Here is a 26635-nt window from a genome sequence, read left to right as displayed (position 1 = left end):
AGCCCATTCAATGTAGACCAATCCAATGACGAGTGAACGGAGTGTTCCCGACCCTATTTATCGACATACGCTCTCCCCTGCTCCGCTCATCCCAAATCGAATTTCAAGCAAAAGCGCGTGGCTGATTCCGTTTGTTCTTCTGTGCGAGCTTACCCACAACCCGAATGGCAATTGCCGAAAACATGATGCTAAACGGCAATACATACCAAGCGCTCAGGGGGATGCGTTTGAAGTTGGAATAAGCAAAAACTGTTGCTAGCACCCACATGCCGGTGAGGTGCAAGGCCTTCCAGGTCTTGCGACCCATCAGACGTGTGGTGGTCTTGAAGGACGTAATTGTCATCAACAGGATAAACAAATAGGCAAGCGTGCCAGGGATGTTGGTGATAGTGCTTCGACCGGGCCAGAACTCGGTGTTCAGCTGACCGTACTTGTAGATCAATACCGCGTGCAGCAGATGAGAGAACGCGAATGCCAGACCCATGAAACGACGCTCGCGCACAAGCGCTTTGGAAAACGGGGACGGTACCAAAACAGCGAACGCAGAGGCGGTAAAAGCCACAAGAAACAGAGCAAACGAGGTGCGCGCGGTGGCGCGGATTGCACTACGCAGACCTTCAACTAAATCTGGATTCAGCGCCAGTATCAACGCCGTTATCACCAATATCAGCAAACACAGCAGACCGAGCAGCGACCAGCCTTCGTAACGAGGTAATTGGACTTTCATAACAACACTCTTGAAAAAAAGTATTTGGATTGCCCGTCTGCTGTCATCGGCCAGATACAGGTGTACGCAGGGTCACAAACTCTTCTGCCGAGGTCGGGTGCACACCGATGGTTTCATCGAACAGGCGCTTAGTCGCACCCGCTTTCAACGCGATGGCCAGCCCCTGGATGATGTCTCCGGCGTCGGGCCCCACCATGTGCGCGCCCAAGACCCGATCAGTAACAGCATCCACCACCAGCTTCATCAACGTCTGCTCAGACGAATCCGTGAGGGTCAGTTTCATCGGCTTGAATCGGCTTTCGAAAACGGTCACGTTGTGGCCATTCTCCAGCGCCTGCTCCTCCGTCAGTCCAACGGTTCCGATGTTGGGCTGGCTGAACACAGCAGTGGGAATGTGGCGGTAATCTACTGGACGGTATTCTTCAGGTTTGAACAATCGACGAGCGACCGCCATGCCTTCCGCCGTGGCGACTGGGGTCAGTTGCACTCGGCCGATCACATCACCCAACGCCAGAATCGATGGCTCGCGGGTTTCGAAGTTGTCGTTGACGTCGATGTAACCCTTGTCATTGAGTTCGACTCGGGTATTTTCCAGGCCCAGATTGTCGAGCATTGGCCGGCGGCCAGTGGCGTAGAAGATGCTGTCAGTTTCCAGTTGACGGCCGTCGTTGAGTGTCGCCAGTAGGCTACCGTCCGCCTGTTTGTCGATCTGCACAATATCGGTGTTGAACTGTAATTGCAGACCGCGTTTAGTCAGCTCTTGCACAAGGTGCGTACGAACCGATTTATCGAACCCGCGCAGGAACAGATCACCGCGATACAGCAGGCTGGTGTCGGCACCCAGGCCATTGAAGATCCCGGCGAATTCGACGGCGATGTAACCGCCGCCCACCACCAGGACTCGCTTGGGCAGTTGCTCCAGAAAGAATGCTTCATTCGATGTGATGGCATGCTCGCGACCTGGAATATCCGGAATTTGTGGCCAGCCGCCTGTTGCAATCAAAATGCGTTCGGCGCTGAAACGCTGTCCATTGATTTCCACATGATGCGCGTCGGTCAGTCGTGCATGACCCTCGAGTAACGTTACGCCGCTGTTGATCAGCAGTTTGCGATAAATACCATTGAGTCGTTCGATCTCACGGTTCTTGTTGGAGATCAATTTTTCCCAGTCGAATTGAGCCTTGCCGGCCGTCCAGCCAAAGCCCTCGGCCTGTTCGAAGTCGTCGGCAAAATGCGATCCGTAGACCAGGAGTTTCTTCGGCACACAGCCGACATTAACGCATGTACCACCGAGGTAGCGACTCTCGGCAACTGCCACTTTCGCGTCGAACCCTGCGGCAAAACGCGCTGCACGGACACCGCCGGAACCTGCACCAATCACAAATAAATCAAAGTCGTAGGTCATCTCAATTCTCTGCAAGGTCGCACAACACATGGGCGCCGAATGTCGTTATAGGGGAGAAAAACGAAGCTTCAATGCACGCAAAATCGGGGCGCATAGTTTCAGGACCGATGCATGGTTCTGATGCGTGCTGGATCTGTGCGTGACATGAGCCGCTCTAGATTCGCTAGCCAGCGCTCCCATCAATTGGGGCAGCAAAAAGCCGCCTTCGTATTCGGTAAGGGCCATGGCTGGAGTATCCATCCAAGGGTTACCGTCGTAGGAATGAGCGACATCAATCATGTGGGGACTCCCTGGATGGACACTGCATTAACCCGAAATGGGTCAATTGCTTCTGCGTTCAGTCTCACCATGTATGGGCAATTAGAGAACCAGCAGGGATGTCATGACTTAATTGTGCTGAGTGAAATAATCCATCGAGGCGTTGTTCTGAACATACTGATCAGGCTTGGCGTCAGCGTCTTATGCGAGGTCATTGATAGTCTCAAAATTCCAAGTCTCCGAAACGCCTCCTGGTTCGAGTGCACCGTTGGTTAAGCGGAGGCATCGCAATGTACTGAAATGCACCTGGTGTCCTTTGAGATGCATGAAGTTAAAATGGAAAATCTTCTGGGCACATAGCCAACAGTGTCCTTGGAAAAAATCAGCTCTCTGCCGAGCTACGGATAAACCCGATCGGTCCCCTTCCCGGCCGTCCACACCATGGTGAAACCGCTTCATGTCTCTTGCGCTCGAACGCCTAGTCGCTGGCACGCCAATCCCTTTCGCGGGTAATCGTGTCTCTGTGGTCAGCCCCGAACTGGCGGCACGCTTCCAGCCCGGAGACCACCTGCTGGTGGAACAGGTCAGCGGCGAGTTGTTGTTGATCCCGGTGGCGGATCAGCAAGCGGCTGCCGTGGCGATCGAGCGCGCCGAAGCGGCGTTCAGCGCCCTGTCGGCGGTCTCGGATCAGGCGATCAGCGGGTTCTTCGATCTGTTTGCCCAACGTCTGGAAACCCCCGATTGCTGGGCCTTGATCGAGGCGGCGAATCTGGCCGACATCGAGCGAGCCAAGGCGCGTGGGCGCTCTACCACGCGACTGTTGGCCGATGAGCGCATGCGTCGCGACATGATTGCCGGTCTGCGCGCCTGGCGTGATGCACCGGCCACCCGCGGCAAAGTGGTCAGTTGCGTCGAGCATGACGGCTGGAAAGTCGAGCAGGTGGTCTCGCCGTTGGGCATCGTCGCTTTCGTCTTCGAAGGCCGGCCGAATGTCTTCGCCGATGCCGCCGGTGTGTTGCGCACCGGCAACACCGCCGTGTTGCGCATTGGCAGCGATGCCTTGGGCACGGCGCAAGCCATCGTCACCCACGCGTTGAATCCGGCATTGGTCGACGCCGGGTTGCCGGCCGGCGCAGTGTCGCTGGTGGAAAGCGTCAATCACGCCGCCGGTTGGGCGATGTTCGCCGACCGACGTCTGTCCCTAGCCGTGGCCCGTGGTTCGGGACGTGCCGTCAGTCAGTTGGGCAGCATCGCGCAGCAGGCCGGCACCGCCGTCAGCCTGCACGGCACCGGTGGCGCCTGGCTGATCGCCAATGCCGACGCCGATGCCACGCGCTTTGCCGCTGTGGTGCGCAACTCCCTGGACCGCAAGGTCTGCAACACCTTGAACGTGTGCCTGATCCACCGCGACCGCGCCACCGAACTGGTGTCGCTGTTTCTCGATGCCCTTCAACAGGCCGGTAAGCCCCGGGGCCAAGGCTGCAAACTGCACATCATCGAAGGCAGTGAGGCATTCCTGCCCGCTGACTGGCAGAACGCGACCGTCGAGGTGTACCGCGCTGAGGGCTACCAGACCGAGGCATTGGCCGAACCGCTGCCTGAAGATCAGTTGGGTAGCGAGTGGGAGTGGGAAGAAACCCCGGAAGTCAGCCTGAAGATCGTCGACGACCTGGACAGCGCCATCGCCTTGTTCAACCGCTACAGCCCGCAGTTCACCGTGTCGCTGATCAGTGAAGATGGCGCGGCGCATGAGCGCTTCTACAACGCGGTCAACGCGCCTTTTGTCGGCAACGGCATTACCCGTTGGGTCGATGGCCAGTACGCCCTCAACAAGCCGGAACTGGGCCTGTCGAACTGGGAGAGCGGGCGCCTGTTTGCGCGTAGCGCGATTCTCTCGGGCGATGGTGTGTTCACTATTCGCAGCCGCATGACCCAGATCGATCTGGGCGTCAAACGCTAAGTCCCTCCTTCCAGCGACCATCCGACTATGAGGTCGCTGGAAGGACACGGGGGCCTATCGCGTGCTGCCAGGGACGCTTAGCCGCCGCTGCACGCCGTTCCCCAGACTTGATACGTTACGGTGTGACGCTGGCCCTGCGAATCGTCATACGTCAGTACCACGGGGACGATTCCGCAGGCATTACTTACATCGGTAATGCTGATGGTTTTGGCGATATCAAGGGGCACCCCAGTCCGTGCAACTTCCTCAGCCGGTGCTGCCAAGATGCTGCTGGAAACAATGGCAAACGTCAGAGCAATCACCGGTTTCAAAAAGTTTTCCGATAAGCGATTCATACGCGACTTTCCCGCAGCAGCTTACGAGCGGAGTCGGCCATCACGGTAAGAGAGCCGGCCAGCATCAATACGTCTTTGAGCACCAGGCGACCGCCACCGGACAGGTAGGGAAAACCGTGTTGAGCGTCGCCCAGAGCACCCACCCAGGCTTCGGGCGTAGTGATCAGAAAGCTCAAAGTCACCAGCGGCGTACCGAAGGCCAACGCACCACCGAGTAAGCCGGTGCGTCGTGAGATCGGGTTGGACAGCACCAACAAGCCAATCAGGAGTTCGACAATGCCCAGCCCGGTCGAGAACCCGTAGGTGTTGTTGCCTGTCTGCCAGGCGCGCTTCTCGACGTTCAGTTCACCTTCATGTGTCAGGTGAGCCTTGTACTCTTGCGGGTGTTCGTAGAAGAACGACATGAAGGGGCTGTTGGCGACAAACGGTGTGATGCTATCGGCCTCGTAGGGGACGAATTTGAGTGCGCCGATCCACAGGAAAACGATGCCGATTGCCAGTCGCATGAGCGAAGCGCCAGAGGTATCCACTTTGCTGAGGAACCGTAACCAGGTTGTAAATGAGGTGAGCATGGGACTTCTCCAGAACATTGAATGTGGAGCTAGTCTGCTGGTTTTGAGACCGGTGCTTTTGTTCGTCATGCTCAAGTTGTTGCTTGATCGTCTCAACGTGACCTTCACGTTTCAATGACGTAAAAAAGCCTCGGCACTTTGTAGTGCCGAGGCTGCGGTGGAGGCGATGTCAGACTAGTTTTTCAGCGTATCAAACGCTTCGAGCGTGCGTAGCGAATAGATGTACGCAGCGCCCGCGTTCATCGAGATAGCCGTGGCCAGGGTCGCCGCCACCTCTTCGCGGCTCGCGCCTGCCTTGATCGCTGCGTTCGTATGTGCGGCGATACAACCATCGCAACGAGTGGTGACAGCGACGGCGATCGAGATCAACTCGCGTGTCTTGACATCCAGCACATCGTTTTCGGCAGCGGCTTCACCGAGTGCCATGTAGGCTTTGACCATCTTAGGGTTGCTCTTGCCCAGTGCGCCGAAGGCTTTCTGGATAGTGGGCAATAATTCGGACCAGTTATTGAACATAGCGTTAATTCCTGAACAGGTTGAGTGTACTGTTTCGACACACTCAGTTTTCTCCAGTGGCGCGATTCAGGTTTGTTCAATCGGCTCAGCTTTTTTTGCGAAAGACTCAAAATGAATTCAATCGATAAACTCATCAGCTTGGCCAACGTACGCGGCAGCCTGGATTTGCGCTGCCAGTTCGAGGGGGATTGGGCACGCGAGCATGAGCAGGAAGCCTTGGGCAAGGCGCCCTATCACATCGTGCTGGCCGGAGAGTGCCGGGTAGATTTTCCCGATGGCCAGCGTGTTCCCATGAAGGCCGGGGACATTTTGCTGCTTCCACGAGGCGCGCCGCATGTCATGCACAGCCCAGGCAAAACCGTAGCGCCGACCGTGCCGAACGTTAGCGAAGGTGGTGTCGTGCCGATGCATCGTATTGGCGGGGTCAGTCGCGATTTCGACATGCTCTGTGGCGGGTTTCACTTCAATCGCACGTCACTACTATTCGCCGCGCTGCCCGAGTATCTGGTCATCCCGCCCACCACCAGTGGGCAGCTGCCTGCGCTGGTGGAGATGCTGCGTGGCGAAGCGGATGGCGACCAGGTCTGCTCCAGATTCATGCTCGACGCGCTATCCCAGGCGCTGTTCACCTTAATTCTGCGAGCGCACCTGGCAAGCGATGGCCAGACCACCGGCTCATTGGCCTTGCTCAGCGATAAACGCCTCGGACGCGCCTGGCAGGCGATGCTGGCCGACCCTGCATTCGAGTGGACCGTTGAAGGGCTGGCGGAAATGGCGAGCATGTCCCGCGCAACTTTTCTGCGCGCATTTGCACGTGTGGCTGACGCATCACCCTGGGTGCTGTTGACTCAGGTCCGCATGGAAATGGCGTTCAACCTGCTGAGCCACTCCCATCTGGGGTTGAGCGATATTGCCGTACAGGTCGGGTACCAGTCGCAGTCGGCCTTCAGCAAGAAATTCAAGGAGTTTTACGGGGAGGCGCCGGGGAAACTGCGTCGCGGGATTTAGTTCTACGGCAGCTCCATCTGCCGGAAAACAAAACGGTCGAGAGGGTGTATCAGCCTCGAGCGGCCTGCGACACGGCGAACGTATCCTCGAGCATCTTGAAACTGTTGATCAGCCCGTTGCTGATTTCCAACACCAGAACAAACGACGTTTCAATGAGCTTGCCGGTGGCGTTGACCCGTGATACGAGCGCTCCTAGGATCATCGCGCGATGTTCGTTCGCCAAAATATCCTGGACCACCAGGCTCTCGCTCGTCAGCAGCGTCGCGGTGTCTCTCACGAAATTGACGATTGCTTCCTTGCCTTGCTGCTTGCCGAGCCAAGGCAGCGCCCCGACGTCACCCGCAATTTCCCAATTGGCATTTTCAGCAAACAGGAGTGCGAGCGCCTGAGTGTCGCCGCTACCCAGTTTCTGCAAAAAGTCCTGTGCGAACTCGAAATTGGCTTGCCCGTTCATCGTCAGTAAATCTCTGGTCGTTATGAAGGGTTGCATTGTCGAGTAACGAAAATGGGTTTCCTAGTACGCACCACTTGGTAAGTACCCGACAAAGGTCCAACGCGCAGTCACTCAATCAGGAACGCTTCACCTGACCTGCGTGCGCTCGTTGAGGATTGCGTTTTGCTTTGCGGAGTTTTTATTACGCATTCGGGTGATCGAAGCGATGACGTCCATGTTCTGGGTGCCCCATTCGCAGACGGGTTGCAGTGTGCGTCCCATATCAATCCCGAACGCCTCCAGCTCGTATTCGACGTGCGGTGGCACCGACTGGAAATCGATGCGACGCACCAGCCCATCGCGCATCATCTCCTTCAATTGCTGGCTCAACACCTTCTCGCTGACCTCACCCACAAGTCGCCGCAATTCGCTGAAGCGACGCGGTTTCCCACTCAGGTGGAACAGGATGAGCAGCTTCCATTTTCCGCCGACGAGATTGAGCACGGCTTCGAGGCCGCACCCGAATGGCGCTTGTGTCATACCGTCATCTCCACATCAAAACCTTCGATCAACTTCGCCAACGTCCCGACCATTGCAGCAGCTGAAATGCTGGATTGTAAAAGCTGGTAATTCCTGACTTTCATGCCAACGGGGAAGATGGCCCGTCGACGCGATTACCGTGTCGACTGCCCATATTCACTTGATATCGCACGTTGTCAAAGCGAATAGCCGCCTCAACAACACGCCGTGATTTTTGGAGACTGCCGTGGAATTTCTGCTCTATCTGGCTCTTGGTGCATGCGCTGGAGTGCTGGCTGGTCTGTTTGGGGTCGGCGGCGGCCTCATAATCGTCCCGGTCCTCGTGTTCAGCTTCACCCTACAGGGCTTCGACGGTTCGGTGCTGACTCATCTGGCGGTTGGCACTTCGCTGGCAACCATCATCTTTACAACCATCCTGTCTGTCAGAGCCCATCATCGTGCGGGGGCGGTGTATTGGAAGGTATTCGGATGGATGACGGTCGGCATTCTGATCGGTGCCGGGTTGGGATCAGTCACCGCCAGCTTCATCGCCGGTCCGCATTTGCAAAAAATCATTGGCGTTTTTGCCATTGTGGTGTCGATCAAGATGGCTCTGGACTTCAAACCCAAAGTCACCCGTGGCTTGCCTGGCAAACCTGCCCTGACTCTGGCCGGCATGGTGATCGGCTGGGCGTCTGCGATTTTTGGCATTGGCGGTGGTTCCATGACTGTGCCGTTCCTGACCTGGCGCAGCCTGACCATGCAGCAGGCGGTGGCGACCTCCTCCGCTTGCGGCTTCCCAACAGCAGTGGTGGGCACGATCAGTTTCATGATTCTTGGATGGCGTGATCCATTGCTGCCAGAACACAGCCTCGGTTTTGTCTACTTGCCGGCAGTGATCGGCATTGCACTGACCAGTATGGTCTTCGCCCCGTTCGGAGCGAAGCTAGCACATAGACTGTCACCCAGGATCCTGAAACTGCTATTCGCCCTGATGCTGGTGTTGGTGGGAATAGACTTTTTGACGTGATTCGTCTGCTTGTGAGCATGCTCGGCACTGCCTTATCGTTTGAACTGCTACGCTTTCCACAATTGCAAAAAAAGTCATCCGTCCCGTGTCATGTTCATAACGGCAGAGCGGATCAGTTTTCAATCAGCGCCGACGACTCAGGTGCTTTTATGAAAAGAAAAACTTTGCCCGCCGCGATCATGCTCGCGAGCGTCTCATTCGGGGCCCCTGCCGCAGACACCAAGGCGCATGGGTTCTTCGAGGACAGTCAGACAACTGTCAGTTCACGCACCATGTACTACGCCAATGACAACCACGACGGCGGAGCCGACCAGCGCGAAGCGGCAACCGCGCTCAAGTTCGGGTTCGTATCGGGCTTTACTGAAGGCACAATCGGCTTTGGCCTCGACGTGTCATCGCTGGTTGCCATTCATTTGGATGGGGGTAAAGGCCATCACCCTGATGCCAACACATTCTTCCCCAGCGATACCGACGGCTCCGCCTCCCATTCGTGGAGCAGAGCAGGTGCCAATGTCAAAGCACGCTTCTCAAAAACCGAGGTCGCCGTAGGCAATGTATTCACGCCCAGCCTGCCGATACTCGTTGCCACGGATTCGCGGTTAGTCATTCAAAACTTCGGCGGCGGCATCATCACGTCCAAGGAAATCGACGACCTTACGCTCACCGCTGGCAAAATTGATCAGTCCTCCGGTAGAGCTACAAGTAACTCTACCGGACTGGCAGTTGCAGGCGGCACGAAGGATTCAAACGACTTCCGTTTCGCAGGCGGTGACTGGAAAGTAACCAAGGATCTGATGCTTCAGTACTACTTCGCCAGACTTGAGAACTATTACAAGCAGGACTTCCTTGGCCTGGTCCACCTACTTCCGTTAGGCAATGAGCAGTCATTCAAGACCGATCTGCGCTACTTCGACAGTAGCTCCGACGGAAAAAAACGGCGAGATCGGATACCGTTTCAATAACAACGGAGGTTATGCCAAAACACCTGGAGAAGTGGATAACAAGACCTGGAGTGCCATGTTCACCTACAGCCTTGGAGGTCATGCGTTCATGCTGGGCCACGAAAGTGTCAGCGACGACGGAGGGTTTGTATGGCTCAACCAGGGCAACGTCGTAGACGGCCGGAATCGACCGGAGGGGAATGGCGGTACGGCGTTCTATCTGTTTACCGATGCCATTGTCGGCAACTTTTCCCGGGCAGGTGAGCAAACCAATTTTGGTCAGTACTCCTATGACTTCTCAAAACTGAATGTGCCTGGGCTGAAAGCATCGGTCGCCTACCTCAAAGGTGATAACATCAAAGATATCAACGGTGGAGGCGATCTTTCGGAATGGGAGCGTGACATGAGGGTCGACTACGTCATCCAAGCTGGGCCGTTGAAAGGCTTGGGGACAACCTTGCGCCATGGCACCTATCGTAGTGACAACGCTGCGGTTGCAAACCAAGATCAAACCCGCCTGATTTTCAACTACAGCCATTCTTTGTAGATACCCACGGCGGTCACGATCTTCAAGGAAACCTCCCCCAGCCGTATGCCTCTTCGCGCCGCCCTCGCAACAGTATTGTGCTAGACCTTAGATATGATTGCGATGGCGTCGAAGTCGTAGGGAGCCCACATCCAATTGCGCCAGGCGATCAGCCATTTGCTCATCAATGACTTGCAATCAATGACAGATGCCACAGTAAGGCTTCCCGCCTTGTGCTCGAGCCTTAGACCATGGGTGGTTTCTGAGCTAGGAGACACCGCCGCTTTCCACTTGTCGTTACCTACCTGGGAGGAGCACATGTGAGTCAAGAATCTCTCTCTGATTCGCCTCTTGATAATGGACCAATAGTCTTCGTTGTTGATGATGATGAGTCCGTGCGCATCGCATTAAGCAGTCTTTTCCGCTCGATGGATGTGCGGGTCGAGACGTTCGCCTCCGCGGCCGAATTCATTCGGCGCCCCGACCCTCAAGCACCGTGCTGCCTGGTGCTGGATGTCCGCCTCCAAGGATCCAGTGGCCTGGATTTCCAGCGCGAGTTGCTTGAGTCAGCGAATAAGTTGCCCATCATCTTCATATCCGGGCATGGCGACATCGCGATGTCTGTTAAAGCGATGAAGGCTGGCGCCCTAGACTTCCTGGTCAAACCATTTCGCGACCAGGACCTCCTCGACGCGGTATCGGCTGCACTCAGGACAGATGCAAAGCGCCGTGAACTGGCCAAGGAGGATGCCGGATTGCATGCATGTTACCAGTCACTGACTGCGCGGGAACGCGAAGTCATGGCCTATGCCGTGAAGGGCCTGATGAACAAACAGATCGCCAGCGAGATCTGTATCAGTGAAGTCACTGTCAAAATTCACCGTGGTAACGCGATGAAAAAAATGAAGGCGAAGTCGTTTGCTGATCTGGTACGAATGGCTGAATCGCTGGGGATAGGAGGTAAGCACTGAATCAATTTCATGCGTACGTACTGTGTACTTAGAAGCAATACGCTCTTGGAGTGTCAGGCAAATGCCAATCTGCATCAGTCCCGCCGTCCCGTCCCCTCTCATATTCCACCAAATCTCGCTCAACTGAACGCCGGCAAATCGTCCAGCACAATTGAAAAATCAAAACCTTGATGCCCACCACTAATACTCCAGTATTAGTCCCTACCACTCACGCGCTAAAAAATTCGACCTTATGTCGAAGTGCTTATCAGCTGCGACAGTCCTATTCTGTGCTCAAGCAAGCGGAAACACTGCACCAGTAGACACCAGTGACAGAAGCAACCAGCCCCAATGAATACAGAACAAATTCGGCGAATTTAAATGGAGGCTCAGACATTACCAACAGTTTCGACAATGATTACCGAATACTAAAATGGCACTAATCAATATCATCAGTTAAATTATCTCGATTGGAGAAACGCCATGACACAGTCACACGTTTATAACGAAGTTAGCATTGCATTGACGACCGAAATTCTGCAAGCCAAAGCAAGTAGAAACCTGTCATGGCAGGACCTGTCAAACGGTACCGGGTTGGGCCTGGCTTACGTTACCGCAGCCCTCCTAGGTCAGCAACCGCTGCCAGCTGACGCAGCCAGAATCATCGGCCAAAAACTGGGCCTGAACTCCGAGAGCGTGGCTTTACTGCAAATCATTCCACTGCGTGGAAGTTTGTCAGGGGTCCCAAGTGATCCAACCATCTACCGTTTCTACGAGATGATCCAGATCTACGGAACCACGCTGAAAGCTCTGGTTCACGAGAAGTTCGGCGACGGCATTATCAGCGCAATTAACTTCAAGCTAAATATGCAGAAAGTTGAAGATCCAGAAGGTGGCCACCGTGCGGTGATTACCCTCGACGGTAAGTTCCTGCCGCTGCGTCCTTTCTGACAGTACAGCAGACATTACGGCCCGTGGTCCATGCGGGCCAACTAAAACCTTTTCAAGGTTACGAGTTCACACCAGTCAAACTGGAGATCACTCTCATGAAAAAATTCCTATTTCTCGTCTTGTCCGTTACTGCCTCTTTATTAACGTACACGCAAGAAGCCAACGCAGCTCCGGCAGTTGACACTTATAAATACGGCATGCATCTAGACGTTGCTAACGTGGTCAAAACTTTACCGGCAGCTGATGTCTGCGGACCCACACCAGTGCGGATGACATACAACGACTCTCACGGCGGAGTACACATTTTGGAGTACTGCGTCATTGGCACCGGATGCACAAATTGAGTTGTAATCCAGCAATAAAAATTCGAGGACAATAACAATAAAAACGCTCACCGAAGGCTTTTTGAAGTTTCAAAAAGAAGCGAATGACGCGGCCAAAGTCAGCTCGATGGTGCGGGAAAACGTCATCACTCAACTGGCTAATATTCCGCCCCACCCAAGCGTTCGCCTGGCACAAGAAAAGGGCCTGGTGAATCTGCATGGCTGGGTATACGACATCGAGTCTGGATCTATCGATGCCTTGGATGTCGACAACCGCAACTTCAAATCGCTGATAGCACACCCAACCACATGCGCAATACCCGCTCGCCCTGCCAGTGCTGCTGCGTGATACAGCCCCGATCGAGAGATGAAACACCATGTCGGAGGTGATTGCCCAGGTAAGAAGGCAATCGAAGTATCAACGCGGAAACCCCGGCCATTTCACACAGTGAAATATTAGATTGTTCTTTTTGGTCGTTCTCACGCAATTGATACAAGCAGACCATGATCCACGCAGTCGATCGATTCGTAACAGGTTGCAGATCTGTGCTCGATGACCCGTGGGCTTCTGGATGGCGCAAAAAAGGTTCTGAAACGCACTATAGACGTTGCGCCAACTCCCTACCAATGAAGGCGCAGACGGTTCTGCACCCGTTTCAAAATTACCTGACTGCGTCAATCTTCTATACATAGGAACATTCGATGAAACAGTTATTTGCAGGGCTTGCTCTCGCAGCAACAATGATCAGTTCGACCGCTGCAATGGCCGCTCCGGTCAAACCAACAGTTGTGTTGGTGCATGGCGCCTTCGCCGACTCCAGCAGTTGGAACGGTGTGGTAAAAATTCTGGAAAAAGATGGGTATCCGGTAATCGCGGCCTCCAACCCTCTTCGCTCGCTCAAGGGTGACGCACAGTCGGTAGCTGATGTGTTGGCGAGCATCAAGACTCCAATCGTCTTGGTCGGGCACTCTTATGGCGGTCCGGTCATCAGCGAAGCTGCCTACGGAAATGCCAACGTCAAAGCCTTGGTTTACGTCGCTGCTATTGCACCCGAGGCAGGTGAGTCCACCGCAGACCTAGCGGCTCGCTTCCCAGGTAACACACTTGGCCCAACCCTGGCGCCACCGGTTGAATTGGCCGACGGTGGTAAGGACCTCTACATCCAACAGGACAAGTTTCACGATCAGTTCGCCGCGGATGTGTCGAACGCCGACGCCAAGGTGATGGCTGCGACCCAACGCCCTGTGACCGCAGAGGCGCTCAACGAAAAGTCGAGCGAGCCAGCGTGGAAAACCATTCCTTCATGGTTCGTTTACGGTGACGAGGACAAGAACATCCCTGCGCAAGCCCAGGCGTTCATGGCTGAGCGAGCGCATGCCAAACAGACCGTGGCGGTCAAAGGCGCGTCCCATGTCGTGATGGTGTCCAATCCGAAGGTCGTTGCCAGCCTGATTGAAGCGGCTGCCACTGCCAAATGACGATTGCTTGCAACCGTCATTGGAGCGGTCGCGGCATTCGTTCTACCAGCATCTGGCCGCAAGGCCGGATGCTCTTGCAGACCTCGACAATGTAGTCGACAAAACTGCGAACATTCATCGTTGGAGAATTTTTGATGACTTCAAAATTGCTCGTTCTAACCGCGACCGTCAGTTTTTTCTGTGGGCTAGTTTTTTCGGTTGCTGCATACGCTGATTCAACCCCCGGCCCAGTCGCAGAAGGATCACCAGTGTTTGGCGTAACACTCCCGCCTGGCTACCGAAACTGGCAATTTGTCAGCATTGCTCATGAAGAAGGTGACAAGCCTGACATCCGTGTAATTCTGGGAAATGATGTCGCCATGAAGGCGTTCCGGGATGGGACACTTCCATTTCCAGATGGCACTATCATCGCTCGACTCGCCTATAAGTATGAGTCTTCCGCGCAAAACAATGCTGTGTTTGGTCGTGACCAGTCCTTCATCGCTGGGGAGCCCACCAACGTCCAGATCGAAGTCAAAGACTCCAAGCGATATGCCAGTACAGGCGGATGGGGTTACGGGCAGTTTGAAAACGGCAAGCCCAATCCCAGCGAAAAAATCATCAATGGCTGCTTCGCCTGCCATACGAAATTGCCCCCTGCAACGGACCTGATCTTCACAAAGTATTCCGAATAACTGACCGTCGCAGGCACTCAGCTTGGTATCGATGACCAAGTAGAAGATCGCCAAATCTCATATCTTCAGCATGCTGAAGACTTACCCGGGTGGTCCAGATATCTCCTAATCGGAGCGGGGGCTTTCTGCCCGCCAAGTTTTGCATTGTTCCAGGGCAAATGAGTACTTCTAATGATTGTGTTCACGTCTTGTCCTTCACGTTGAGGGAGGACAAGGATGGGTCGGTCAGGTGGCGGCACTATTCGCCCCATAAAAGCCCGCCGTCGTAGGCTCTGCTCGCTGGTAGTTAAAAATCTAACCATGGTTATGGCGAATGAGCAATTCACGCGGAAAAGCGTGCCCTGCTCCAGCGTTCACCGGACCTCGATCTTTCCTCCATGGCCTTCGAAAATCAGCTCGGCTACCCATTTCTCCAAATGGCAATTGGGTCGATTCCTGCCCGTCACGACAGGCGGCAATCGGTCAAAAGCGGATGCTCAGCGGTTCGGCTGAACAGCGGCTTGCACAATCATTACGACCTTATGTTTCTTTGGATCAAGAGCGTGTCAGGTGCGGGAGGCCAGCAACTTTATCCCAGCGGCTCCGAACACTATGGCCAGGGTACCTTCGATGTATCGGCGCGCCCTGCGATACCCCCTGATCATGGGCTCGGTGGAAAAGACGATCGCATAGCCACAGAAGATAGTTACACTCAGCATCGCGCATCCAGCCAGAATAATCACAACCGTTGTTGGCGTAGCTTCCGGCCCCAACCCGAGCGTCATAGTCGCAATCCAACCCAGCAACGCTTTGGGGTTTGTAAGATGCATGAGCAATCCGCGCTGGTAGAGGCTGAAGCCAGAAACGCTCGGTGCAGCCGCTATCCCCTTCTCTAGGTGTTCATCGGAAGTAAGCGCGGATCGACCAGCCTTGAAGGCGAGGAATAGCAGGTAGACACTCCCGACCACTTTCAAGACACCGAGCGCTTGGGCGTACTGTGCCAGGATGGCTGAGACACCCGTAGCGGCCATGGATCCCCAAAAAAACGAACCACTGATAACGCCTGCCGCAAGTAGCAGCGCAGGCTGCCTGCCTTGATGCATCGCGACCCCCATGATCCGCATATTGCTAGGTCCTGGACTCGCCGCACCAACGATATAGGCGGTGAATACGAGCAGCAGATGGTGCAAATCAAACGACATTTAAAGCCTCTTAGCAAAGTTAGATGCCCGTCAGAAGAAGCCTGTGCCGTCTCGCTTATTCATTAGTTGGCTCCAGGGCCGATGAGCACACTCTCAATCTGCACACCGGGCATCATTAGTTGCAAGCCTTCGATCAGCTTGTCACCCGCTTCCGTCAATGCTTCAAGGGGCATGGCTGGCAAACTCTCCAGAATAAACCACATATACTTTGCATCTGCGCTCAGCCGTGTTCTCACGCCTTGTCGCCAATTCCAACGACGGCAAGTCACGCCTTTATCATCCCGCCAAATAACTTCGCCGGGCTCAGGAAACTCATGGGCACCGGAGCCCTCTCTCATAGTGTCAAAGGGTTCCGATCCATCAGCAATAGCAAGTCGCGGTAAGCCCACATAGGCTTCAACGTTTTCACCGCCGACAGGGACTGCATACTCAATGCTAATCGCGTTATAGAGATCCACCACTGGATCGATACTCGGCAGACTGCCATCGCGCAGAACCCGTTTGCGCAGAGCTTCAGCCGAGCAAGGTGTGCGCTGCGGCTTGGCACCGAACGCTCGGAAAAGATCCGCCCAAGCTGTCAGGTGAGCCTCAGCCCATATTGCGCCACCCGCCGAAACCGATTGGCAGGCACGAGCCAAAGCATCTTTGCCAATATCCGGATTGGCGATCGGGGCAGCTTCGACCACAATACTCAACGCTCTGAACTCAGGCGCCAGTTTGACTACATGCTGGTCAATTGACGGTAGTACGGACAGCATCAGAGAATCCTCTCAACCCTAAATTCCACTGCATACTAGGGACCAATGACCAAAATAGTCAATATATCGACCAATACAGGTGCTGACGTGCATACGGTTAGCGAGGCGGTTTCCCGCAAGCTCAAACAGGAGCGAAAGAAGCGGAAAATCACTCTGGACGAGCTTTCCCGTCTCTCCGGTGTAAGCAAAGGCATGGTTGTCGAGATCGAGAAGTGCACTGCCAACCCTAGCATTGCGATTCTTTGCAAAATCGCAGGTGCCTTGGGCCTTTCTGTTGCAGATGTCGTCAACGTGTCCGACGCCCCATCTGCTCACCTCATTGAACGCCAGGACATCCCCACGTTATGGACCGAGTTTGGGGGGAACAGCACGCCTGCTTGCAGGGACCACTGGCCCGAACATGATTGAACTATGGCGATGGGAGATGTATCCAGGCGAGACATTCGCTTCATCAGGACACCCTCAGGACACTGTTGAGCTATTTCACGTGGAGAAAGGAATTCTCAAGTTCATAGTGGGTGAGACCGAGTTATCAGTTTCAGAAGGTTGTTCTGCCGTAGCAAAAACCGATGTTCCACACTCCTATTCCAACGGCGGGAAATCCAAGCTGATATTCACCATGTCTGTAACGGAATTACATCTCTCCGCCCCCGAAATATAAGGACATCGGATGGCGCGTATCTGCTTTGGGATGTTTGCTGCCCTTCGCCACGGTCAAAGAGGACTCCTAGCGTTGATAGGCGCGCCTATTGGCATGTCTGGCTGCACGCCCCAACCGATCGACACCACAGACTGCTACGCTTTCTTCTCCACAGAGGAAATGCAATGCCAAACTCAGACCTGCTGCCGTCCCTGCTTTTTAAGATCAACGAAAATCAGCTTGCCTTGGAGTCTGCCATATTGGAGCTTTCATATTGGGTAGAGAGTCGCGGTTCGACTGAAGTGACAGACAACATTCGTGGAGCCCTGGCTGCGATAGACTGAAACGAAGAATTCATCAAAATGACTTTGGCTGTGATGATGACGCCGGAGTGACTGCCGCCAAAAGCGGACACTTCTTCTAAAAGCTTCAAAGCATCAAGGATGGCCAACCCTTGTGATTATTTGGTCACGCCCTCTCTGCTCCATTGAACGTATCTGAGAACTGGCTCAGTTACAGCCGGCACTCCAAATGTCACGTCCAGCAAAGCGTATGCGCCGCTCAATTGATCGTTTGAGCCACGCATCGCCTCGGCGTTCGTCTACGACAGCTCGACCTACGAATTAAGCAAGGTAACCGCCGTTCACATCCAACACGGAGCCAGTGATGTAACTGGCCGTTGGTCCCGCCAGGAACAAGATGCCTGCTGCAACTTCTTCGACGGTTGCCATGCGGCGAATGGCATGTACATCCATCAGGCTTGGTGGCAAACCATCTTTCGAGGCAGCAGCCATGTCTGTAGCCATCAGGCCTGCCTGGACGACGTTGACCGTAATGTTGCGTGTACCCAAATCGCGGGCGGCCCCCTTCGAATAGCCAATTACAGCGGCCTTGGTGGCGGCGTAGTCAGCAGTTCCAGGGAATCCGGCACGGGTACCGAGACCGGAACCCACTGAAACGATGCGACCGCCTTCTGGCAGATGCTTCACTGCGGCCCTGATGTTGGCGACCACGCCTGCGACGTTGATTGTCCATTGGCGATCCATTGCATCGTTGTCGATGCTCGGGTCGTCCAGCGTCTTGCCTTGCCAGGCCACGGCTGCGTTGTTCACCAATACATCGAGTCGGCCGAAGTGTTTAACCACCTCTGCCATCAATGCGTCAGCTGTTTCAGGGGCACCTTGATCCGCCTTGATCGCACGGGCCTTTACGCCTCTCGATTCCAGATCCGCCACTACTGCCAATGCCTTGCCTTCGGACTCGACATAGGTGATTGCGACATCGGCGCCTTCGTCAGCGAACGCCCGTGCAGTTGCAGCGCCAAGACCGCGGGAACCGCCGGTAATCAGTACAACCTTGCCGGTGAAAATCTTGCTCATGGAACACCTTCTCTACTTCGTGGGTACAGCGATGGGATTGGTTTTCGAATCTTTGCTCAGGCCATCCAGCAGCAACGCAGCGATCAAACAGGGCACCCCGGCGACAATCAGTGTGTCGCCCGGTCCTATTGAATCAATCATCAGCCCACCGCTGAAGGCACCCAGGGCTAGCGCAATTTGCGCCACGCTGACAAACAGCGCGGCGCCGCTTTCGTAATGGTTGGGAGCGGCCTGGTACATCCAGATCTTGATGCACACGGAGATCGAGCCAAAAACGAAGCCCCAGACCGCCGTGAGCCCATAAGCGGACATTGGACCTTGCACAAGCAATCCGCCGAGCAAAATGGTTATCCCCAACAACGCTGACATACCGATGAATGCACGGCGAATACCCTTAGCAGCCGCGACTTCAGCGAAGAAATTACCGGCGATGCCGAAGAGGCCATAGGTGAACAGCAGGCGGGTCAGGGTCAACTGATCGACACCCGGAATAGTTCTCAGAAAAGGCTCGAAGTAGGTATACCCGGCGAATTGCCCGGCGAAGAGAACAAATGTGGTCATCAATCCAAGCCGTGCTTTGGTGACAGAAAACAAAGCACGCATATGGTGAAGACCAATGGACTGATGAATCGCTAACGATGGCACCAACATAAGTTGACTAATCAACACCAGCATGCCCAGCCCAGCGTTCACCAAAAATGCCTGGCGCCACCCTAGCCATTCGCCCAGTTGGGATCCCGCCGGAACGCCGAGGATCATGCCGATCGAGATGCCTGCTGAAATCAACGCCGTGGCACGTGCACCAGAAGCTTCTGCGACCAGTCTTCGACCGGCCGAGACCGCAAACGTCCAGAAGCCGCCAACGGCCACTCCAAGAAACACCCGCCCCACCAACAGCATCGACAGATCACTCGCGAACGCCACAATCAGGTTCGACGCGCAAATCAATACGGTCATACACAACAGCATCAGGCGGCGATCTAACCTTCCTACAAGCAAAGTCAAAGCAGGTGCCGCGAATGCCGCTACGAGACCTGGAACCGTGACGCTCAAGCCAGCAATGCCGTTTTTAATACCTAGGCTGGCGGCCATTGGCGTCAACAAGCCGACCGGTAAAAATTCACTGGTGACCAGCAGGAATGTACCCGCGGCGACCGAGAGAACGGCCAGCCAAGCCTGCCAGGTTGTCGATGGACTTTCTACGTTCTCGCAGGATGAAGGCATGGAAAGCCTCTAATAAATACCGGTCGTTATCCTAACGAACGGTATTGAAAACCAGAGCCAGAGTCAACAGATTCAGTAACGACCTGTATTTTTTCTAGATATCCACGAAGCTTATGGCGGATAATGAAACGTCTTTTTTTAAGGAATCGATATGGGACGGCAGAGAGAATTTAGCCCCGACGATGCACTTGACGCAGCTCTGACCGAATTTTGGAGCAAGGGCTATGAAGGCACATCCTATGCAGACCTCAGCGCAGCGACCGGCGTCGCTCGCCCCGGCTTGTATGCAGTTTTTGGTAACAAGGAGGAGCTGTTCTTCAAAGCACTTGACCGCTACGAAGCGCTCTACATGGGATTCATGGGGCAAGCGCTTGCATTGCCGAAAGCAAAAGCCGTAATTGGGGCGATCCTGAGTGGCTCGATCAATCTGCAAACTGCGCAGGAAACTGCAAAGGGCTGCCTCGGCATCAATGGCGCGATCGCCTGCACTGAGCCCTCGGAGCCCGTCCGCCTGGAGCTCGTACGGCGCCGCAAGCAGTCCGAAAAGGCTTTGGCCGTACGTCTGCAACAAGCCAAGGATGAGGGAGATCTACCGCCAAGCGTCGTGCCAAAAGACCTGGCACGTTACGTAATGACGGTGATTCAGGGTATGGCTGTACAAGCTAAAGCTGGGGTAAGCAAAGCTGAATTGCGGCGTGTAGCGGACATTTTGCTGGCTCAATTGCCGTAGGCGTCAATCGGCACGGAAGTTTTGGCAGAGCGATTCTTGAAAATGCTCCAACAGAAAATCGACGAACACCCGTGTTTTGGCCGGCAAAGATTTTTTGGAAGAGTAGTAAACCGAGACCACGCCTAGATCTACATACCAATTAGGCAATAATCGAATCAGCTCACCGCGTTGCAAGCGAGGCCAGGCGCGATCCAAGGGTAGCAGCGCGACACCTAGCCCCATCACAGCACAGCTACACAGCGCTTCTGGGTCGTTCATGATGGCTGCTGGTTTTAGATTGAGGTCGAACCGCCCTTCCCCAGAATCACGAAGCGTCCAGTTCAGCAAACGCCCTGAGTTGGTCGAACGCATTACGTGACGATGCCATCAACCCCCTGCAACTCGCTGGGCGTAGTGGGTAGCGGCTTGCCTTCCAGCCATGACGGAGCAGCGACAGCCACGAGATGAAGTTTGGCCAGTTCTCGTGCCACAACGCCAGGTGACAATTCCATGCCGCCACCGATAGCGACATCAAACCCTTCACCTATCAAATCCACACGTCGGATTTCTAAATGCCAATCTGGCACCACAGCGGGGTAACGCTGCTTGAAGGTCTTGAGCAATGGCAATACATAATCGTAAGCCAAAGACGGTGACAAATTGACCCGCAATCGTCCTGCGGGGACTTCTCTGGCTTCGCCTATCTGGTTGATGGCCCCCTGGATGGTTTCCAGGCCTTCTGCGACCTGTTGGTAAAACAACTCTCCCGCCTCGGTGAGGGTGAGACTTCGCGTGCTGCGGTGGAACAACCGCGTACCCAGATTGGCTTCAAGTCGCGCCACATTTTTACTGACGGCGGCTGCGGAAATCCCCATGCGCCGTGCGGCTTCGGAAAAGCTGCTGGCTTCCGCGGCACGGACGAAGGATTCAAGATTACCTAGGGTTTCCACGATCATCTCTAACTTTTGGTTGAAGCTAATTCTACCTATTGAAGACTAATTTATCTTTGATGCTTTGGTCATTGTGGGCTTCCTCCTGGTTATCAAGATTGGAAAGCAGAGCATCATGGCAAAAATTCTCGTTACTGGCGCGACAGGTAGATTGGGCAATGCTGTCTTGCGTTCGCTGGTACAAAAAATCCCAGCGTCACATGTTGTGGCAATGGCACGTGATATTGAAAAGGCTGAGCCTCTGGCTGCATTCGGTATAGAAGTGCGCTACGGGGATTACACCGATTACGATTCGTTGGTGGCGGCATTCGAAGGAGTAGAAAAAATCTACTTGGTGTCAGCCGTCGCGTTCAGTGATCGTCTTACCCAGCATAAAAACGTGATCGTTGCTGCCGGCCGGGCGGGTGTTCGCCATGTGGTTTACACCAGTATTCAACGGGTCAACGATGAGCTGGCACCTATTGAAGGAGTGACGGAGAGCGATATAGCTACCGAGCGATTGCTTAAGAAGTCGGGCCTCACGTACACAATTATTCAACATCCGCTATACGCCGACGATTTACCCTTCCTCATCGGCGCCAATGCGGCAAAAGAAGGCCTCAGCGCCCCAGCAGGTCGAGGTCGAGCTAGCTTCGCCACTTTTGCTGAGCTGGCAGAGGCCGGTGCCGCACTGTTAACCCAAACAGGGTATGAAAATCGCACTTGCCTGCTGAATGCGGGACAGACGTGGTCATTCCAGGACATCGCTGACGGGTTGGCTAGACTGACGGGCGAGCCGGTTGATTACCAACCAATTTCCGTTCAAGCATTCATCGCCGCTCGAGAGGCTGACGGCTTGCCAACCTCGGTCGCGAAATTCCTCAGTGGCTGGGGTAATGCCATCGATAAAGGCGCTTTCGATCAGAGCAGTCATACGCTTGAAAAACTGTTGGGACGCAAGCCGAAAGATCTTGAGAGCATTCTACGGGTGGCTTTCAATCTCTGAAAATTTTCAGATCCTCCTTTCCCAATCAGATCAATTGCTCACGCCTCACGTATAAGGCGCTTTACGGTGGCCATCGGGGCCTCTGCGAAGGATGTTCTCATCTTGCTCATCGCGTCATACGTCTTGCCCAGGTTCGCCTATCAACTCTGTTAGTCCGTTGCCTTGATCTATAGGGTGTCCCTCACGAGCGCCCTGCTCTTCTCAGTTACGGTACCCACACTTGCAGTTTGGAGCTTCCAGGATTGTCTATGATGATCGCCAGGATTTGCCTGGCCCCGGTAGCCGCTACGTAAAATGCTGCCGCTGAAGTCGATTCCAGACAAGTCTCCTTCATGATGAATGCTTCAATCGGCGCAGTGGGTGCAATGGTGCTCCGCAAGCACTGTGACGTGTACCGCTCGAAGTACTGGTCGACATGCTTGGCATGCACTAGGTACACGCCGTCATGCTCTGACACTACATGGTTTTCAGACGTTGTTTCTGGGAAAGCCCAGGACTTATCAAAAATGGTGTTAGAGAACAACGTGGGCATCTCAGTCAGCGATAGGTCGAGGTCGCGTCGATTCGTGACTGCAGCAGCTATGGACAATCTCCCAGTTGTAACCCTGAGATCTTGAACCTCGTCGATCAGTATTTCTTCGTAGAGTCACTCCAGCCGGCGCAACAAGACCGGCGTGGCGGTCTCTGGCGAGCCTGAAGCTGCTCGGCGAGGTGTTTTTCGAGCTGGCGGAATTCTGCGAGTTTGGACATGGGAGGTCTCTATGTGATTAGCACCCTAACGTTACACCAAAAGCATCAATGTGCATAAAGTGGGGACGAGATAAGGCTTGAAAAATCGCCAACTCGGAACTCTGTTGCGATTGCGCCACCGCTGAGACCGGTTTGCGGAACGGAATTGCAATTTAAGGTGTCGACTGAATTAGACACTTTGGTGTCGAAATCCTGTTCAGATACAGAGGTGGTCTTCATGAACAATATTATCTACATCGTCGGGGCAGTTGTGATCGTCCTCGTTATTCTTTCGTTTGTCGGTCTTGTATAGCATTAGCTGCTAAGCACCTCACAAAGCCATATGTTTGGAGCTAACAGCCTTTGAAATGCCAGGGTGAGCGCAGATTGAATCGCTCCGTCTGGCTAACTCGGAGCGCTACTGATCGCGAGCGAATATTAGAGATTTGACGGAGTTCGAGAAATAAGCTTCTCCTGAATCGACTCCCACTCTTCCATTGAAATGAGCACCGCAGTCCTGCGTTCGCCATCCATGAAAACCGATTTGCGGTGCATGATCACCTGCTCGAGCAATTCGTCAAACGAGTTCATCGCCCGAGCGAGAGACCATCGTTCATCTGTCATGTGCCAGGCCCTATCACGTGATCAAAACATGGCTTTCATACCATCGATTAGAAACTATCGGCGGACTGGAGAAGCTTGAGAAAGCTAGCTCTGCCAAGGTCTCGTTTGAAGCTAGCAATGACGTAATTGCCGTCTTGGGTTTCGAGCAGCCAAAACCGCCCTTCTTTCCTCGCTGACTGAATTTTACCTGTGCGAAGTATAGAACCATCTGCTCTATGATAGGCATCATCCTGCTCAGAATGGTCGAACGAAACGCCCAGACATGTGTCATCTGCGATCAAAGCATCGCTGATGAAAGCTCTGATCGGCACCGTGTATTTGCGAAGGCTTGCTAGCACCAAGCGACTCAGTTGAAAGTCACTCAAATCCTTAATGCTTCATATTGAGCGACATGCTGTGAGTTTTTCCGCATGGGCCGTGCTGAACCGTCAGCATCTTTAGCACGTATCCTTTTCTCACTTAGGTTCCTTCAACCGCAAAACAAGTTTGCGCAGTTCGCTGAACCAGAAAACGGTACTGGCCATTGCAATACAAAGTCCCCACTGGCTCAGTAACAATGCACTCGTGCCAAAAGCCTTATTGAGTGGCGACCAGTGCACTACAGCAATCTGCAAGACCATAGCCACCGCAATTGCACCCCACAACCATCGGTTGGCGAAATAACCGATGAATGCACTGACTGACTCCGAGCGAGAACATAGGGCATTAAACAGCTGCGCCAAAACAAGTACAGTAAACCCGCCAGTACGTGCCTGAACCAGCGAATCATTACCCGGTATCAAGCCTCCCGGCAGCATCCAATCGACCGTCAATAAACTCGCCAACGCCATGACCAGCCCCACCTGGAGCACGCCCACTCACATACGTGTATCGATGATTCGATCCGTCGGCTTGCGTGGGCTGCGTGTCATGACATCCTCGCTGTGCGGATCAAGGCCCATGGCGATGGCAGGCGCTGCATCAGTGATCAGGTTGATCCATAGAATCTGGGTGGCCAGCAGTGGCAGGATGATCCCGCCCTCCTCATCCACCAGGCCGACGACTCCGGCCCCGACGACGGCAAGGAAGACCGTCAGTACTTCACCCATGTTGGACGACAGCAAGTAACGAAGAAACTTGCGAATATTGTCCAGAATTCCGCGCCCTTCGCGAACGGCCAACACAATGGTTGCGAAGTTATCGTCAGCTAGAATCATTTTCCCCGCTTGCTTGGTCACCTCCGTTCCGGTGATGCCCATGGCAATGCCGATATCGGCTGACTTCAGTGCGGGCGCGTCATTAACCCCATCGCCCGTCATCGCCACTACATGCCCCTGTGCCTGAAGCGCATCGACAATCCTCAGTTTGTGCGAAGGTGCCACACGTGCGTAAACAGAGGTCGATTTGACTGCCTCGGCCAAAGCAGCGTCGTCCAGCTTATCCAGATCGGCCCCTGTCAACGCCCCTGCACCGGCCTGGATGATGCCCAGATCCTCGGCGATGCGGGTCGCCGTCCGCGGGTGGTCACCTGTGATCATGATGATGCGGATGCCTGCACGATGGGCCTCGGTGGCCGGTGCGACTTCTTTGCGCGGTGGATCGATGATGCCGACCGTGCCGATGAAAATAAGCGCTATCTCGAGGGCCTCACCGGTGGTGACATCCTCGTCGGCCGCTAAAGGACGGTACGCCACGGAAAGCGTGCGCAACGCGGCACCCGACAACTCATTCACATCGGCCACGGCTTTTGCGCGAAGGTCGTCGTTTAGAGACACGACATCCATGCCGACCTGAGCATGTGTGCAATGTTGAAGCAGCACATCCGGTGCACCCTTGCTGATCAGCAGTCGCTCATCGTTGTGCTCATGATCGATGACCAACACCGACATCATTTTTCGATCAGAGGTAAACGGTATTTCCGCCAAGCGTTCGAAGCGTTCAACATTGCGTGCAGGCGCATCAAGTTTGCGCTCTGCTACCAGAAAGGCCCCCTCGGTCGGATCTCCCTGAATCACCCAGGTGCCGTCTTCTTGTTGCCCAAGTGCGGCATTGCCGGCCAGGCTTCCGCCACGCAACAACAGGACATTTTCGCTGTGCACCGGGCCACAGCTCATGGGCTGGTCCTGGTGATGAATCTGACCCTGCGGGGCGTAACCGACGCCGCTGACCGCGGCTTTGCCGGATGCCGTCATGGTGACTCTGGAATGGCACCACAATCGACATCAACCAGTTGGATTCAGTAAAAGTAGTCAAACCGCCCTCCCCCGGTACATTGCCGGTAAATTCCACGGTCCGCCGAAAAAACCGGATCGCTGAGGGTCGTCGTAAATGACACCCACTTGGTCGCATCGATATGGTTAGAAAAAACCTGCGGATGACCGAACTCTGGCCTGCCTTTCGCCAATGTTTCCCAAAGGGCCCAAGCGCCTTTGATCGCTTTGCTTTTCAATTGCGGGGCCTTTTCCATGCCCCCAATGCTCGACGCTTCGGTCATGGAGTCAAGCGTTACTAAAACGTAATCACAGCTTCGAACATCGACGACTAACTGCCTGCCGTTGCGCTCGTAGAGGATGCGCTTGACGCTTTTACCATCGCTTTGCTCGCGCAAATGCATATCCGTCACGCAGGCCCCCTGTTCAAAGAACACGCCGCGCTCTACCAGCCATTTGTGTAGCGGTCTGACCAAAGAATCGTATTGGTTGTAGACCGGGTTCACTCGGTGCAGTTGTTTCCGAATCATGTTTATCGCTCACGGGTCGTACTCTGGATGCTGAGTCGTCAGAAAAGCACCCCCGTAGAGATGCGCCGGTCTGGATTTCAGGGTATGAGGAATTACAGTGGGGGCGACAGACTCGGAAACTACCTAGGGG

24 protein-coding genes and 5 pseudogenes are annotated in these 26635 nt (G+C 54.5%); 14 read left to right on the top strand and 15 right to left on the bottom strand.

The features are described from left to right. Nucleotides 1–103 precede the first annotated feature (103 nt). From ACA066_RS13545 to ACA066_RS13535, 3 genes are read right to left on the bottom strand one after another with little or no spacing between them, the layout of a single operon-like run. The gene (locus ACA066_RS13545) at nucleotides 104–727 is read right to left on the bottom strand and encodes a ferric reductase-like transmembrane domain-containing protein (protein ID WP_497699637.1); all 624 of its coding nucleotides are present in this window, start codon (nucleotides 725–727) and stop codon (nucleotides 104–106) included. Nucleotides 728–770: 43 nt separating this feature from the next. After that, nucleotides 771–2132 carry a glutathione-disulfide reductase gene (gorA, locus tag ACA066_RS13540; protein WP_497699636.1) on the bottom strand — a complete coding sequence of 454 codons (1362 nt, stop codon included), beginning with the start codon at nucleotides 2130–2132 and terminating at the stop codon, nucleotides 771–773. A 45-nt stretch (nucleotides 2133–2177) separates the two neighbouring features. Next, on the bottom strand, nucleotides 2178–2411 hold the full coding sequence (locus ACA066_RS13535) for a hypothetical protein (RefSeq protein ID WP_497699635.1): 234 nt from the start codon (nucleotides 2409–2411) through the stop codon (nucleotides 2178–2180). 436 nt (nucleotides 2412–2847) lie between these two features. Between ACA066_RS13535 and ACA066_RS13530 the strand changes: the two genes are divergently transcribed. Further along, nucleotides 2848–4350, top strand: a complete 1503-nt coding sequence (locus ACA066_RS13530; protein ID WP_497699634.1) for an aldehyde dehydrogenase family protein — start codon at nucleotides 2848–2850, stop codon at nucleotides 4348–4350. 77 nt (nucleotides 4351–4427) lie between these two features. On the opposite strand, the gene ACA066_RS13525 is transcribed toward ACA066_RS13530, so the two are convergent. The 3 genes from ACA066_RS13525 to ACA066_RS13515 all read right to left on the bottom strand — a co-directional run bounded on the left by ACA066_RS13525 (nucleotide 4428) and on the right by ACA066_RS13515 (nucleotide 5773). Continuing rightward, entirely contained in the window at nucleotides 4428–4685 is a 258-nt protein-coding gene (locus ACA066_RS13525) for a DUF2790 domain-containing protein (RefSeq protein ID WP_497699633.1), read from the bottom strand. Next, a complete protein-coding gene (gene rclC, locus ACA066_RS13520; protein WP_497699632.1) occupies nucleotides 4682–5257 on the bottom strand; it encodes a reactive chlorine resistance membrane protein RclC in 576 nt (191 codons plus the stop codon). Before rclC ends, ACA066_RS13525 begins: the two co-directional genes overlap by 4 nt. A gap of 174 nt (nucleotides 5258–5431) precedes the next feature. Beyond that, nucleotides 5432–5773, bottom strand: coding sequence for a carboxymuconolactone decarboxylase family protein (locus ACA066_RS13515; protein WP_166620834.1), 342 nt, complete (start codon nucleotides 5771–5773; stop codon nucleotides 5432–5434). Nucleotides 5774–5884: 111 nt separating this feature from the next. Here ACA066_RS13515 and ACA066_RS13510 point away from each other — a divergent pair, with 111 nt between their 5' ends. After that, nucleotides 5885–6781 carry an AraC family transcriptional regulator gene (locus tag ACA066_RS13510; protein ID WP_497699631.1) on the top strand — a complete coding sequence of 299 codons (897 nt, stop codon included), beginning with the start codon at nucleotides 5885–5887 and terminating at the stop codon, nucleotides 6779–6781. Nucleotides 6782–6830: 49 nt separating this feature from the next. Here ACA066_RS13510 and ACA066_RS13505 read toward each other — a convergent pair whose 3' ends face one another. Beyond that, nucleotides 6831–7235: a nuclear transport factor 2 family protein gene (locus ACA066_RS13505; protein WP_497699630.1), complete on the bottom strand. Its 405-nt coding sequence runs from the start codon at nucleotides 7233–7235 to the stop codon at nucleotides 6831–6833. Nucleotides 7236–7361: 126 nt separating this feature from the next. After that, entirely contained in the window at nucleotides 7362–7754 is a 393-nt protein-coding gene (locus tag ACA066_RS13500) for a winged helix-turn-helix transcriptional regulator (protein ID WP_497699629.1), read from the bottom strand. A gap of 226 nt (nucleotides 7755–7980) precedes the next feature. Between ACA066_RS13500 and ACA066_RS13495 the strand changes: the two genes are divergently transcribed. The 8 genes and pseudogenes from ACA066_RS13495 to ACA066_RS13460 all read left to right on the top strand — a co-directional run bounded on the left by ACA066_RS13495 (nucleotide 7981) and on the right by ACA066_RS13460 (nucleotide 14607). Next, nucleotides 7981–8763, top strand: a complete 783-nt coding sequence (locus tag ACA066_RS13495) for a sulfite exporter TauE/SafE family protein (protein ID WP_497699628.1) — start codon at nucleotides 7981–7983, stop codon at nucleotides 8761–8763. Between the two features lie 179 nt (nucleotides 8764–8942). Further along, a pseudogene (locus ACA066_RS13490) lies at nucleotides 8943–10251 on the top strand (OprD family outer membrane porin). Nucleotides 10252–10550: 299 nt separating this feature from the next. Then, nucleotides 10551–11201, top strand: a complete 651-nt coding sequence (locus ACA066_RS13485; RefSeq protein ID WP_497699627.1) for a response regulator transcription factor — start codon at nucleotides 10551–10553, stop codon at nucleotides 11199–11201. A gap of 462 nt (nucleotides 11202–11663) precedes the next feature. Next, complete coding sequence (cynS, locus tag ACA066_RS13480) at nucleotides 11664–12131, top strand: cyanase (protein ID WP_497699626.1); 468 nt, start codon at nucleotides 11664–11666, stop codon at nucleotides 12129–12131. Between the two features lie 95 nt (nucleotides 12132–12226). Continuing rightward, the gene (locus ACA066_RS13475) at nucleotides 12227–12475 is read left to right on the top strand and encodes a DUF2790 domain-containing protein (RefSeq protein ID WP_497699625.1); all 249 of its coding nucleotides are present in this window, start codon (nucleotides 12227–12229) and stop codon (nucleotides 12473–12475) included. 79 nt (nucleotides 12476–12554) lie between these two features. Continuing rightward, a pseudogene (locus tag ACA066_RS13470) lies at nucleotides 12555–12803 on the top strand (carbonic anhydrase); the annotation flags it as partial. 353 nt (nucleotides 12804–13156) lie between these two features. After that, nucleotides 13157–13933, top strand: a complete 777-nt coding sequence (locus ACA066_RS13465) for an alpha/beta fold hydrolase (RefSeq protein WP_497699624.1) — start codon at nucleotides 13157–13159, stop codon at nucleotides 13931–13933. Nucleotides 13934–14067: 134 nt separating this feature from the next. After that, nucleotides 14068–14607: a cytochrome P460 family protein gene (locus ACA066_RS13460; RefSeq protein ID WP_497699623.1), complete on the top strand. Its 540-nt coding sequence runs from the start codon at nucleotides 14068–14070 to the stop codon at nucleotides 14605–14607. A gap of 545 nt (nucleotides 14608–15152) precedes the next feature. Here the strand turns inward: ACA066_RS13460 and ACA066_RS13455 are convergent. Together ACA066_RS13455 and ACA066_RS13450 are read right to left on the bottom strand one after the other, a co-directional pair. Next, a complete protein-coding gene (locus ACA066_RS13455; protein ID WP_497699622.1) occupies nucleotides 15153–15788 on the bottom strand; it encodes a LysE family translocator in 636 nt (211 codons plus the stop codon). A 62-nt stretch (nucleotides 15789–15850) separates the two neighbouring features. Continuing rightward, entirely contained in the window at nucleotides 15851–16546 is a 696-nt protein-coding gene (locus ACA066_RS13450) for a B3/B4 domain-containing protein (protein WP_497699621.1), read from the bottom strand. Nucleotides 16547–16591: 45 nt separating this feature from the next. Between ACA066_RS13450 and ACA066_RS13445 the strand changes: the two genes are divergently transcribed. Beyond that, nucleotides 16592–16954, top strand: coding sequence for a helix-turn-helix domain-containing protein (locus ACA066_RS13445; protein ID WP_497699620.1), 363 nt, complete (start codon nucleotides 16592–16594; stop codon nucleotides 16952–16954). Continuing rightward, nucleotides 16947–17207, top strand: a complete 261-nt coding sequence (locus tag ACA066_RS13440; RefSeq protein ID WP_497699619.1) for a cupin domain-containing protein — start codon at nucleotides 16947–16949, stop codon at nucleotides 17205–17207. Before ACA066_RS13445 ends, ACA066_RS13440 begins: the two co-directional genes overlap by 8 nt. Before the next feature lie 602 nt (nucleotides 17208–17809). Here the strand turns inward: ACA066_RS13440 and ACA066_RS13435 are convergent. Beyond that, complete coding sequence (locus ACA066_RS13435) at nucleotides 17810–18565, bottom strand: SDR family NAD(P)-dependent oxidoreductase (protein WP_497699618.1); 756 nt, start codon at nucleotides 18563–18565, stop codon at nucleotides 17810–17812. A gap of 12 nt (nucleotides 18566–18577) precedes the next feature. After that, nucleotides 18578–19789, bottom strand: coding sequence for an MFS transporter (locus tag ACA066_RS13430; RefSeq protein WP_497699617.1), 1212 nt, complete (start codon nucleotides 19787–19789; stop codon nucleotides 18578–18580). A 151-nt stretch (nucleotides 19790–19940) separates the two neighbouring features. On the opposite strand from ACA066_RS13430, the gene ACA066_RS13425 reads away from it, so the two are divergent. Beyond that, a complete protein-coding gene (locus ACA066_RS13425; protein WP_497699616.1) occupies nucleotides 19941–20519 on the top strand; it encodes a TetR/AcrR family transcriptional regulator in 579 nt (192 codons plus the stop codon). A 3-nt stretch (nucleotides 20520–20522) separates the two neighbouring features. On the opposite strand, the pseudogene ACA066_RS13420 reads toward ACA066_RS13425, so the two are convergent. Then, nucleotides 20523–21448, bottom strand: a pseudogene (locus ACA066_RS13420) (LysR family transcriptional regulator). 115 nt (nucleotides 21449–21563) lie between these two features. Here ACA066_RS13420 and ACA066_RS13415 point away from each other — a divergent pair. Next, nucleotides 21564–22433, top strand: a complete 870-nt coding sequence (locus tag ACA066_RS13415; protein WP_497699615.1) for an NmrA family NAD(P)-binding protein — start codon at nucleotides 21564–21566, stop codon at nucleotides 22431–22433. Between the two features lie 1808 nt (nucleotides 22434–24241). On the opposite strand, the pseudogene ACA066_RS13410 reads toward ACA066_RS13415, so the two are convergent. Together ACA066_RS13410 and ACA066_RS13405 are read right to left on the bottom strand one after the other, a co-directional pair. After that, nucleotides 24242–25840: pseudogene (locus ACA066_RS13410) on the bottom strand (cation-translocating P-type ATPase). After that, nucleotides 25725–26505, bottom strand: a pseudogene (locus ACA066_RS13405) (oleate hydratase). Before ACA066_RS13405 ends, ACA066_RS13410 begins: the two co-directional pseudogenes overlap by 116 nt. Between the last annotated feature and the right edge of the window lie 130 nt (nucleotides 26506–26635).

The sequence above is a fragment of the Pseudomonas sp. LBUM1651 genome (genome assembly GCF_059716135.1).
The sequence above is the reverse complement of the archived record's forward strand: the minus strand, read 5'-3'. Positions and strand labels throughout refer to the sequence as shown.